Source organism: Achromobacter insuavis (genome assembly GCF_902859645.1).
Taxonomy (GTDB): domain Bacteria; phylum Pseudomonadota; class Gammaproteobacteria; order Burkholderiales; family Burkholderiaceae_B; genus Achromobacter; species Achromobacter insuavis.
The window spans coordinates 1-12,940 of sequence record NZ_CADIJR010000119.1; the positions used below are offsets into that span (position 1 = coordinate 1).

Annotated in this window: 3 protein-coding genes; all 3 read right to left on the minus strand. The window is 71.7% G+C overall.

The features are described from left to right. Positions 1–914 (minus strand): DUF2341 domain-containing protein (locus H0523_RS30120; protein WP_180180256.1); only part of this gene is annotated, 914 nt, incomplete at its 3' end. A gap of 37 nt (positions 915–951) precedes the next feature. Then, complete coding sequence (locus tag H0523_RS30125) at positions 952–2,568, minus strand: ShlB/FhaC/HecB family hemolysin secretion/activation protein (protein ID WP_054431810.1); 1,617 nt, start codon at positions 2,566–2,568, stop codon at positions 952–954. A gap of 320 nt (positions 2,569–2,888) precedes the next feature. Further along, positions 2,889–12,920, minus strand: coding sequence for a filamentous hemagglutinin family protein (locus tag H0523_RS30130; protein ID WP_218950887.1), 10,032 nt, complete (start codon positions 12,918–12,920; stop codon positions 2,889–2,891). Positions 12,921–12,940: the final 20 nt, after the last annotated feature.

The following is a 12,940-nucleotide window of genomic DNA, read 5'->3' on the forward strand; positions in this document are numbered from 1 at the left end:
GCCGGCGCCGGCACGTCACCGCCCAGGGCGGCCGGCGTGTTCAGCGGCGGCAGGCTGGCGGCCAGCGACGAGGTGGCGCGGCCGTTCACGTACAGCGTGACGCGGCTGCCATCGGCCGTGACGGCCAGGTGCTGCCAGGCGGCGGGCGTGAGCGACTGGCCGGGCTGGCTGCGCTGGCCGTTCACTTCGACGAAGGGCACGCCCTGGTTGATACCGATCAGCAGCGCGTTGCCGGCATCGCGGCGGGCGTACACCAGCTGCTCGCCGGCCGGCTGGTCGGCGCGCACCCAGGCGCTGAAGGTGAAGGCGCCCGCGGCGGGCACGGCCAGCGAGGGGCTGGCGGGCAGCATCAGCGGCGCGCCGCCGGCCAATTGCGCGGCGCGGCCGATCACGCCGTCGACCGCGGCGGCCATGGGCGTCTGGGCGTTGTTGCTGTTGCCGGTGGTGTCGCGCGGCGGCGCGCCCGCGGCGCCGTCGAAGTGGTAGACCAGCGTGTAGTTGGGGTCGAACGTCAGCTGGCCATTGGCCGAGGCCGGGGCCTTCTGGTTGCCGTAGTACATCCAGATGTCCTGGCGCTGGCCGTCGGCCAGTTCCGGCAGGTCGACCCAGATCAGCGCCATGCCCAGCAGCGGATCGAAGGCTTCCAGCTGGTGGTTCAGCACGGTCTGGTCATCGCCGGCCACGAAGCGGATGTCGGCGCCCTTCTCGTTGATGCCGTCGAAGGTGAAGTTGCCGGTGTGCAGGCGCACCAGCAGCGGCGTGCGGCCGGCGGCGCCGCCCAGCGGCGCGCCCTGCGGCGTGCTGTCGACGGTGATCTGCTTGCGGTACTGCCAGTCGGGTTGCCACCAGGCGTTGGCGGCGGACGGCAGCACGCCGGCCAGCACGGTCAGTAGGAGCATCAATAAGCGTTGCATGGTCAGGACTCCGGGGTAAATACGGTTTCGCGCGCGCTCAGAAACTGGCGCGGACGCTGAAGTTCAGTCGGGGATCGTGTTTCTTGGTGTTGGGGCCGTCCTTGAGCGGATAGCCCCAGTCCAGCGAGCCGGACAGCCAGTCCAGCACCTGCAGGCGCGTGCCCACGCCGACGCTGGCCAGCGAGTAGCTGGCATCCTGCTCGGGCAGCGGATCGCGCAGGCGCAGCGTGGCCGCGTCGGCGAAGGCGTAGAAGCGCCATTCGTTGACATTGCTGCCGAGCCAGCGCGCCAGCGACGGCGTGCGCCACTCGACCGAGCCGAGGAAGCCGTCATCGCCGGTGCGCTCGGCGGCCAGGTAGCCGCGCACGCTGGTGCTGCCGCCGGCGGAGAATTGCTCGTTCGAGACCAGCGCGCCCGACGACAGCTGGAAGCCGGCGCGCAGGCCCAGTTGCCAGTCGCCGAACAGGTTCTGCGTATGGGTGCCGTCGCCGCGCAGCAGCGCGAAGCTGGGGCTGGCGCGATAGCGCTTGTCGTCGAATTCCTTCCAGTCGCTGCCCAGGCCGAAGAACGAACGGCTGGCGCCGACGATCGACAGGCCGACGCTGCTCTGCGACGACTCGGAATAGCGGTAGCCGTTGTACGAGAAGGTGAACGGCACGTACTTGAGCGGGATCAGGTCTTCATTGCCGCCAAAGCGCGTGGTCTCGTCGAACTTCTTGTAGTCCAGCCCGACCGACAGCGAGTTGTACCAATCGCCCTGCGGCGCCATGGTGTAGATGGCGCTCATGCCGAACGAATAGCCTTTGCCCAGCACGTTGGTGCCGCCGATGGTGGCGACGTTGCTGTCGCTCTTGTAGCCGGTGAACTGCAGGCTCCATTGCTTGTCCAGCGGCATCGAGTACGAGCCGGACCAGACCTTGGCGTTGTCGGTTTCCTGCGGCGCGGTGAAGAACGTCAGGCTGACCGAATGGCCCAGCTGCCACAGGTTGTCATAGCCCAGCGACGCCGTGCTGCGCAGGCGCGTGGTGTCGGCGCTGTAGTCGTTGTTCAGGCCCAGGCTGGCGTGCCACGGGTTCTTGTCCTCGACCTTGAGGTCGACGTCCATGGTGCCGGGGATGCGGCCTTCCTTGACCAGCGGCACCACCTGGCGGCTAGCGCCCTTGTTCAGGTTGGTCAGCTCGGCCTGCGCCTGGTTGAAGTTGGGCACCTCGCCTTCCTGCAGCGCCGGCACTTCGTCGCGGATGGTCAGCGGCGAATAGTGCTTCGCGCCCACCACGCGCACGCGGCCGACCTTGGTCTCGGCGACCTGCAGGAACACGATGCCGTCGGCCACCTGCTGCTCGGGCAGGTCGACGTACACGGACTGGTAGCCGCGCTCCTGGTAGACCGTCTGCAGGGCCTCGCGCGCCGACTCGATGTCGGCCAGCGTGCGGTCCGGCCCCAGGTAGGGATAGACGGCCTTCTCGATGTCGCGCGCGTCCAGCACGGTGTTGCCGCGCACGATGTACTCATTGATGTTGACGCGGCGCGCCTCCTGCGCGGCCGGCGCCGGCTGCGCCCCGGCCACGTTCGCGGCCAAGGCCAGCACGACCGCGCCCGGCGCCCGGCGCATCATGGCGCGCAGCGCGCCGCCCCTGCTCTCGAAATCATGCATAGCGATGCACTCAGTTCCTTGTGTGATAGCCGGTCTGGCACCGGCCGCTACCGTGCAGCGCGCTTGCGACAATCCTGTTACGGCTTTCTGCCCGCATACCCGCGTCTACAGCTTCTGCTTGTTACTAGACGTTCCCGGACGGCGCGGACTGCGCGTTGTAAGAAAAATTTCATGAAACAGCGCGGCCCCGGGGAAAAGCTGCGCAGAAAAGAATCAGGGCCCGGTTTTCGCCGGGCCCTGGTGCGTTTTTCGCGCGCCGTCTTGATGACGGCGGCATGACAGGCGGCCGGCTTTTTGCCGACCGCCTGCAACGCCCGGCCTCAGCCGCCGCTGTCCACGCCCTGCACCTGCACCACGCCGTCGGGGCGATAGGACGGCGCGGCCGCGCGCGGCTGCGGCGCCGCGCCGACGCCGGCCAGCGGTTCCTCGCCATAGCCCAGGATCTGCACGTTGATGACCGAGGGCTGGTTCTGACGCGATTGCTCGCGGGCGCGCTGCACCGAGTCCTGCGCCGCGCCGGAGGCGGCCGAGGACGCCGCGCTGGCGGACGCCAGCGCGCCGGTGTTGACCACCGCCGTCACCGGGATGCCCTTGCTGTCGCCCTGCACCTGGATGTTGGCCGCGTTGACCACATGCAGCGCCGCCACGTTGACGTTGCCCGACACGCGGATGCCGGCCTCGCCCGCGTCGATCGTGCCCAGCGGCGCGATCAGGTCGACGTCGCCCGCCGGCACTTCGGCGATCGGCGCCAGCGTGGCGATGCCGGCGCCGGTGGACGGCGCCGTCGGCGCCAGCGTGACGTTGCCCAGGGCGTCGTAGACGCGCTTGGGCGCCGTGTAGATCACGGTGGTCTTGGCGCCGCGGCCGGCGTTGATGTCGCCCTCGGCCGACCAGGCCTGGATGTGGCCGCCGAAGGTGGTCATGATGCGGCTCTGGCCCAGCAGCACGCTGCCCAGCGCGTACAGCTGGATGTCGCCCTGGCCCTGCGTCACCACGCCCGCCGTCGCCGGCGGCGCCGCGCCTTCGATGCCCAGCACCTGCTGCCCGCCCGGCGTCAGCACCTGGATGTTGCCGCCGAACTGCGTGCGCAGGCCGGCGCCGCCATACATGGTGAAGTCGCCCTGGTACAGGCGTTGCGCGCCTTCGGCGTCGGTCTGCGGGAACAGCGCCGCGATGGCGCGGCGGCCGCGCAGATAGCTGCCGGTGCGCGGACCGTCCTGCTCGTTGTATTCGCGGCCGCCCTTGCGCAGCTCGGCGAAGTACAGCTGGCGCGCGTAGATGTCGCGCTGCTGGGACGCCAGCGCGTCCAGCGCGGCGCGCGCGCCGTCCTCGCCGCCGTCGTAGCCATGATGCAGGCGCAGCCAGTTGACCAGATGCAGCTCGCTTTCCTGGCGATAGTCCTGCATCAGGTCGCGGCGCTTGCGCGCCGGATCGGCCGCCACCTCGGCATCCAGCATGCCCTGGCGGCGCGCCAGTTCGGCCGCCGCGCCCGGCTCGTCGCCCTGGTAGCCGTATGCCTGGCGCAGCCAGCCGGCCAGTGACAGCTCGCCGGCATAGGACTGCGCCACGCGATCGGGATTGGCGCCCAGGGTCTGGCCCGCGGCCAGCGCGCGCGCCGGGTCCAGGTAGCGCGCCAGCAGGCCGGCGTAGTCCGGGCCCTGCGGCCCGACGCCCGCCAGCACCGCGATGCTGGCGCCGGGGCGCGCGTCGCCGCGCACGATGGCGCCGACGCTGACGATGCTGGCCACGTCGTCCTGGCGGATGTTGCGGCCGGCCTGCACCAGCAGCGTGCCGGGGCCGGCCACCTTCAGGTCGGCCTGCACGATGTCGCGCCCGGCGATCACCTGCGACAGGTCATTGGCGTTGCTGTGCAGGCCCAGCGCGCCCATCCCGAGGATGTCGCGCCCCGCCCGCACCGAGACCGGCAGCGCGGCCTCGTACCAGGTCAGCACGGTGCGCGGCCGCCCCTGGAAGACATCCGCCGTCATGCGCGTCTCGGCGCCGACGCGCAGGCCGACAATATCGCCATTCACGGCATGCAGGCGCGCCACCTCGCCTTCGGTCTGGCGCGGCGCGGCATCGAGCGGGGTATTGGGTCCGAACACGAACAGGGGCTTGGCCGAGTTCTGCCAGAACCGGTTGCCCTCGACGGAGGTGTTCAGGATCGTCTGGCTGCCCATATCGCCGCCGTTGACGGCCATGAACCCGGGACGCCACGGCGTCGGCAGAGGCGTGTCCGCGCCCGATATCGACACCGCATGGGCGTCCGCGGCGAAGATCGAGCCGCTGGCCAGCATCGACAGTTCGCCGGCGGCCGACGGCGCCAGCAGCAGCACGTGATTGGTGTTTTCCGCTTCGCGCGTGGTGGCGGCCAGGATGACGTTGCCGCCGGCCGCCGTCACATTGAGTTTGGCGGGGTAGACATAACTGATCTGCCGCTGCGCGCCGGCCCGGATCGTATCGTCGGTCAGCAGGTCCGTGCCGGGCCGGAACGTGTTGTTGGTGGTCAGCGGCGTGACGTTGCCGCCGGCCGAGAACAGTTCGATGGCCGTGCCTGGCGTCCACAGCGTGAACCAGCTTTCCGCGCCGCCGCCCTTGGCCAGGCTGCCCTGGGTATAGGGGCTGGTATTGATCTGGCGCACGCGGCCGGGGTCCGGCGCATCGGCCAGCACCAGGTCGCCGCGCGTGTCGAACGACGCCACGGCATCGCCCAGCAGCAGGCGCGGCCCGCCCATGGGGCGGCCGCCGCCCACCGCGGACTGGTCGGGGGCCCGCAGCCGCGCGCCGTCGCCATAGGTCAGCGCGATGCCGCCCACCCGGCCCGCCGTCAACGCCAGTTGCCCGCGCAGATTGACCAGCAGCCCGTTCAGATCGACATCCTCGAAGTTGCCGGCATAGCCGGTGCCCGTGCCAGCGCTGCCGTCGGTCTGCTGCATCGCGCGCAGATTGGGGTTGTACGCGCCACCGATGCGCAGATCCATGTCGCCGCCGCCCGTCAGCACCAGGTCGCCGCCGACCACCCGGCCAGTGCCGGCCACCACGGCCACCAGGGCCTGCGAACGGCCGGATGCCAGATTGTTGTTGAGCAGCGCGTCGCCGCGCGGATCGCGCACGCCGGCATCGCGCCCGGCGCTGATGCTGAGATTGCCGCCGCCCAGGGTGCCGAAGCCGGTGAAGCCCACCACCCGCGGCTGTTCCCCGTTGGTCGACGAATTGCTGGCGTACGTGCCGAAGTTGATCCACCAGCTCGAAGCGATGTCCGTCACCCCCGGCGTGCCCACGCTGCCCTGGCGCCACAGCCAGTTGCTGAGCGCGGCGCTGGGGTACTTGGGGTATTCGACGTCCGGGCTGCCGTAGCGCTGGGCGTTCATGGCGGTCTTGGCCCATGCGTCGCCATAGATGTCGCGGCCCGCCGCCACGGTCAGGTTGCCGCCCTGGTCCGGATACCAGGCGCGGTAGGCGGCCAGCGCCGCGTCGTACTTGCCGTCGTACTGGACGGTGCCCAGCACGGCGTCGTCGGCGGTGGTGCCGCGCGGCAGGTTGAAGCGCGCGTCCAGCGACGCCCCCAGCGATGACTGCGTGCCGGCCGTGTACACGCCGTAGACCGACGCCATGCCGACGTCGCGCCCGGCCAGCAGCGACAGGTCGCCCGTGCCGGTGCGCAGCACGCTGAACAGCGGCGTGCGGTCGGCGTAGCGGTACTCGCGCGTGACGGTGGTCTCGGTGCGGCCGCCGCCTTCACAATAGCTGACCGCCTCGCAGAATTCCGCCTCGGAAACGCCCCACTCGACCTCCAGCTCCGCCACGTAGCGCCCCTTGCCCGACTCGTCGCCGAACCAGTAGAGCGAACCCGCCGCCGTCAGCTTGCGCTTGCCCGCCTCGCAATAGCCGGTGCTATTGCAGAACGTATCCTCGCTCATCTCGTACCCGTCGGCGATGGGCTTGACGGGCGTGCCCAGCAACGACGGATCGAGTTCAAGCTCGTCGATGGCGAGCTGCGTCAGCACCCGCTCGCCGATGAATACGTTGGTGGTGGTCTTGCTGCCATAGGCCAGCCGGCCGTAGTGCGTGTCGGCCAGGATGATGTCGCCCTGCCCGTCCGGCCGGCGCGCCGCCATGTCGGCCGCCGTCAGGTCCGCACCCGCCACCGCCATCACGCTCCAGGCGCTGGCGCCTTCGCCCAGCATCGGCGCCAGGGCCCAGTTGCGGCCCTGCCGACCATCCGGGCCGACGGGACGCAGGTTGATGGGTTGATGGCCCGGCAGTTCGATGAAAGTCTGCGACGGGATCAGCGAGCCGCGCGCCAGATCCAGGCGCGCGCTGGCCTTGAGCGCCGCCGGCAGCGGCACGCCCTTGGGCCAGGTGAAGGCCTGCAGCGCCGCCTCGCTGCGCAGCGTGAAGCCCACGCCCAGGCGGGCGCCCGCGCCCAGCGTCAGCGCCTCCTGCAGCACCGAGCCGGCGCGCAGCACGCGGCCGTCGGCCAGCGTCAGGTCGCCGGTCAGCACCAGGCCGGCGGGCAGGGCCAACGGGCCGTTCAGTGTCGCCGCCATCGGCAGCACGGTGCCGGCCGGCAGCGTGGCGGCCTGTGCCGGCAGGTCGTAGTTCAGCGCCCGGCCGCCCGGGAAGACGGTGCCCGTTTCCAGTTGAACGCCATCGATGGGCACCACCAGGTCTTCGCCGAACGGCGTCTGGCCATTGCCCAGGAAACGCCCTTCGACCAGCTTCCAGCCGCTGTCGTCGATCGTCTCGGGCGGCGGCGCGAAGCCGTCGTTGAGGCTGCCGTGGATGGCCAGGTCGCCGCCGGCGCGCAGCACCAGCTTGCCGGGCTCGCCGTAGCCGCGCAGCGCGGCCACCGTGCGGTTGGCGTTGGGGCCGTAGCGGTAGTTCGACAGGTCGATGTCGCCCGATACCGCCAGATTGCCATCGGGCGTGGCGCTGACGATCTCGACGCCGGGCCGCAAGTGGTACGGGCCCAGCGCCGCCAGCCGGGCGGTCAGCGCGCCATTGCCGAGCGCGGCGTTCATGAAGGCCACGCTCTCGCCGTCGATGCCGTCCAGGTAGGCCTGCGTGATCAGCTGCGGCGTCTTGCCGCTGACGTCGGGCTTGGGCGCCAGCGGCGCGTCGTCATAGCGGCGGAAGGCATTCACCGCCACGGTCTTGGCGCCCAGGATCTGCGGCGTGCCCGTGATGCGGATGGCCACGTCGTTGGCGCCGTCGCCGGAGCCGGCAATGGCGCCGCGCCCGCCGCCGCCGCCCAGGCGGCGGGCATTCAGGTCGAGCGTGCCGAGCTGGCGGCCGGCCAGGCGGCTCGGGTCGTCGGTGCCGGCGCGCAGGTCGAAGCGCGCGCCGGCGTCCAGCACCAGCATGCCGTCGCGCGAGGTCAGTTCGATGATGGCGCGGTTGGCGGCGTCGATCACCTTGCCGTAGCTGTCCAGGCGCAGGCGTGCGCCATGCGTGTCCAGCAGGCCGTTGATGCGCAGGTCGTCGCGCGCCGCCAGGCGGATGCTGCCGACCTGGCGGCCGCTGGCGTCGATACGGCCATTGACGGTCAGGCTGCCGCCATCGACGCTGATCTCGACCACGCGCGCGCGCACCTCGTCGCCCACCACCAGGTCGCCCTGCTTGAGCTGGAAGCGGCGGGCGCCGGTGACGCCGCCCTGGTTCAGGCGTTGATTCAGCCCGGCGAAATCCGCCAGCGTCTGCGCGCGCAGCATGATCTCGGCGCCGTCATAGGGCACGCGCGTGCCGCCGGCATCGTGCTCGCCGCTGGCCCCGCCCAGAATGACGCCGTCCAGCGCCACGTGGCCGCCGGCCACGCCCAGCGCCGAGGCCTGCATGCGGCCGCCGCGCTGGTTGCGCGCCGACAGGTCGATGACCGACCCGGCGGCCTGGACGATGTTGCCGGCCACGCTGTTCAGTTCAAGGTCGCCGCCCCAGCTGTAGCGGGTGACATCGAACGCCGTGAAGGCGCGTCCCGCCAGGTCGATGCGCGCGCCCGCGCCCAAGGTGATGTCGCCATCGGCCTTGACGGTCAGCTTGCCCGACGGCAGCGCCACGGTCGAATCCAGCGTGACGCGCTGCGCCTTCAGATCGAGCGTGGCGCCCAGCACGTCGCGGGCGGGCGCCACGGCGCCGGTGCCCGTCAGCGCCAGCGCGCCGCCGGCGCGCAACGCCAGCGTCGCGCCCGCCTCGCCGGTCAACAGCGGCGTGCGCAGCGTCAGATCGCCGCCCTGGTAGCGCCAGCCTTCTCCCGCCACATAGCCGTTCTGCTTGTGATAGACGTGCAGGCTGCCGGTCGACGCGCCCGTGATCATCTGGGCGGCCTCCAGGTTGACCGCGGCAAAGCCCAGCGCCAGCCGGTTGGCCGGCACCAGCGAGGCCGGCACCGTGTAGGGCGAGTAATCGAAACGGATGACATCGGCCGCGATGGTCAGGCTGCCGTCGCCCAGGCGATCCAGCACCGCGCCGCCCGGCGCCGCCGGCTGGTCGTAGCCCAACGGCGCGTTGCCGGCCGTCGCGGCCCTGACCGAGCCGGCCCAGACGAATTCCGACGCACTGATGCGCGCCGTGTCGCCCGCCGCGCCATAGCCATACACGGCCGGCGCGCCCAGCACCAGGCGCCGCAAGGCCGAGGGACCGGCCGCGGCGCGGGTGTCCAGCGTCACCGCGCCATACACGTTGATGGATTCGGCGGCGTTGAAGATCAGGCTTTCCAGCGCGGGCGCGCCCAACGCCGTATTGCCGCGCAGCAGCCGCGCCAGGGCATCCTGGTCCAGCGCCAGTCCGGGCGGCAATTGTCCTTGTGCCGCGGCCTGGGCCAGCGCCTGCGGCGAGCCCAGGTTCAGGCCGGACACGCTCAGCATCAGGTTGCGCGTGCCGTACTCGACGTTGTCGCGCAAGGTGAAGGCGCCGTTGGTGGCCGCGCCCAGGGTGCCTTCCGACACCAGGCGCGTGGTTCCCGAGCAGATGCCCGGGCAGGCGCCGATGTCGATGGCCACGCGGCCGTCTTGCGTCGGCGGGCGCAGGTTGACCAGCCCGTTGGACAGGACCAACGCGCCGTTGGTCTGGACCGAATAGTAATAGCCGCCACGCGCGTCCTGCGGCGCCGGTCCCAGCCCGACGGTGGACAGGACGGCCCCCTGCTCGATGGTGATATTGCCGTTGTCGGGTGAGAACAGCACGATCTCCGGCGCGTACAGGCTGGCGCCGCCGCGCACCAGCACGCGCTGGGCGTCGCCGGCCAGGCTGATCGCGCCGAGCGAATCGGCTTGGGTGGAGGCGCCTATCACGCCACCCAGCACCATGCGGGCCGGACGCAAGGCGTTGAGCGCGTCCGCGGAGACGGCCACGCCAGGGCCCGCCAGGGCCGGCGCCTGCCCCGGACCCAGGATTTCCAGGCCGCCGCCCCGCACGTCCACGGCCAGGGTGCCGCCCGCGCCGGTGCTGCCCGGCGCCGCGGAGAAGCGCGCCACGCCGCCGAACGACAGGGCCGGCGTGCCTTCGCGGCCCGCGCCCGGCGTCAGCTTCAGGCGCAGCATGCCCGCGTCGGCCAGCTGCATCGGCAACGGCGTGCCGGTGCGCGCCGCGTTGGCCACCAGGAAGGCGTTGTACGAGGTCTCGTTGTATTGCGCATGGCGCCGCACCACGTCGCCCGGCGTCACCAGCAGCTGACTGGCGGGCACCGCGCCCGGGTTGACACCCGGCGCCGTCATCCGGCCCGTGGTCACCCAGGAACCGCCGCGGGTCGGCGCGGCCTGCGCGGCGTCGAACACGCCCGGCGCACCGGCCTCGACGCGGAACGCGCCCGGCAGCATGGCGAAATTGGCGGGCAACAGCGTGTAGGTGCCGGGCGGCAAGCCCGGCACGCCGGCGCCGATGGTGACGCGCTGGCCGTACGCAGGCATGGCGGCGTCTTTCGTGGCCGGCGCATAGTCGCCGCCGAAGCCGGGCACGATGGCATAGACGGCATTGCCGGACTTGCTGAAACCGAAGCCGGGATTGGCGTCCGCCATGGCGTACTTGAGCACGTCCACCGAGCCGCCGCGTCCGCGCACGAACGCGGCGCCGGTCAGTTCGCCGCCCCCGGACAGGTCCAGCAGCGAGCCGGCCTCGGCCACGACGGATTTCATGTTGATCTGGATCATGCGGGATGGCGCGCCGTTCGTGTCATTGCCGCCCACGCCGCTGGTCCGGATCTCCTGCCCGCCGTACAGGTACTTGATGCCGTCGGTGGTGCCGCCATAGGGCATGACCATCCCCTGGCCGCTGATCGACGTCACGCTGCCGGCCAGGAAGCGCACGCTGGACGGCGCGCCTTCGGGCCCCATGAACAGAATCGAGCCGAGCGGCGCGCGCACCACGCCGCCCTGGATGATATTGGGCCCCGACAACGTCACCGCGCCGAAGGCGGAATACGGCATGTCGGGCATGCCCTCCGTGGCGCGCCGGATCGTCAGCACCGCATCCGGATTCTTCACCGCGCTGCCGCCCCCCTGCCCGTAGTATTCGCCCGCGGCAATCCCGCCGCCGCCGCGGGTGGTGGGGTAGATCTGGGCCGCGGTGATGGTCAGGCGGTTGGGCGCGGCCAGCAGCGTATTGCCATTGAAGTCCTGGCCCATGGACACGCCTGTCAGGCGCAGGTCGCCGGTCAGGTTGACCTGGACATCATCGAAGCTGAGCAAGTCGCGCATGCCGCGCAGATCCATCATGCCGGCGTCCAGCACCAGGCGATGCCCGCGCTTGAGCCACTCCGGCGCCACCACGCCGACTTGCACCACGCTGTCGGATCCCACCGGCGGCGCATAGGCCGCGTGATTCAGGAACATGTACGGGGCCGACAGCTGCACCAGGCTGCCCGCGGGCGCGTTCTGGCCCAGCATCAGCGGGCCCGACAGGCGCAGGCTCTGCGGCATGGCGAGCGTCAGGCTGTTCTCGGCCCGCATCGACGCGAACAACGCCAGGTTGCCAAAGCCGCCGGCCTGGACCTGGTCCACGCCCAGGCCGCCGACGCCATAGCGCAGGTTGCCGCCGAGTTCGCCCGGACGCAGATCGGCGGACAGCAACGGGGCGCCCTGGCGCTGCGCCAGCGTCAGTACCCGTGGCGTCAGCACCTCGGCCTCGGCCAGGCTTCTCAGATAGAAGGCGGGCGACAGCGCCACGCCCAGGGTGCCGCCCACCGCGCCCGCTCCGCCCGCCGCGGCGCGCAGGTCGCCGTCCAGGTACAGGCTGTTGGCCGACGCCAGCACGATGCTGCCGCCGTTGTAGGCCAGCAGCGTGGCGCCGCGCCCGGGCAGGTCCACCAGCGCCTGCGCCCCGGATGCGTCCAGCAGCGAGCCGGGACGCAGGATCAGGTGCCGGTCCATCGGACGGCGCGGGGCGTAGGCGTCCACTTCCCAGTCCAGCATGCCGCCGATCTCGATGTTGCCGCCGGCGCGCGCCACGCCGTAGCGGCGGCCGTCGGTGGCCAGCGCGACATGGCTGTCGCCGGCCACGTCCAGCACCGCGCGCTCGCCGATCCACACCGAACGGCCGTTGGCCTTGGGGGTGTAGTTCTGCTGCGAATCCACCCGCGTATCCAGGATCGAGATCAGGCCGCCGGGCGCCACCAGGCGCCCCAGCACGGTGATCTGGTCGCCGCCGACAAGGCGGATCGACTGGCCCGGATCCACCGCGACCCGCGCGGCCTCGCCGATCTCGAGCACGCCGCCGACGGTCGCGCGGTCCGAGCGCAGCGCCAGGCTGGCGCCGCCGCGCTGGGTCAGCTTGCCGCGCTTGGGATCTTCCGCGTAGAGCGGCGGCGTCCACAACTGCAGCGCCTCGGCCGGGTCGGCGCCCGTCGGCGGCAGCGGGCCGCTTTCACGCCGCATGCGCCAGGCCGGCATCGCCACCTCGATCGCCGCGCCGTCGGCCACGCGCAGCCCGCCATGGCCATTGACGTCATAGCTGGCGAAGCCGGACTGGAACAGCGCCGGGTCCAGCCGCAAGGCGCCGGCAGGCAGGCCATCGGCCGGGCCGCCCAGGACGATGACGCCGCCGCTGGCGACGCTCAGGGCGCCGCTGCCGCTCATGCCGTAGGCGCGCACCGCGGCGTCCAGCGACAGCCTGCCGCCCGATGCGGTCTGGCCGCCGAGCGCGTTGGCCTCCAGCGTCACGCTGCCGCCGCGGCCGCCCTGCACCGCGCCGGTCGTCAGCAACGCCCCGCCCGAGGACACATCGATCGCGCTGCCCGCCGCCAGGGTCACGTCGCCGGTGCCGCGCAGCAGCACGCGGCCGCCATCGACCAGCGCCAGGCCGCGCTGCGCGGCCGGGTCTTGCTTCAGGTTGCTCCACACGCCGCGGGCATCGAGCGCCACGCCGCCCGCCACGCGCAGCG

Excerpts from the sequence above, each read along its gene's own strand:
- H0523_RS30125 (WP_054431810.1), bottom strand. The coding sequence starts at position 2,568 with ATGCATGATTTCGAGAGCAGGGGCGGCGCGCTGCGCGCCATGATGCGC.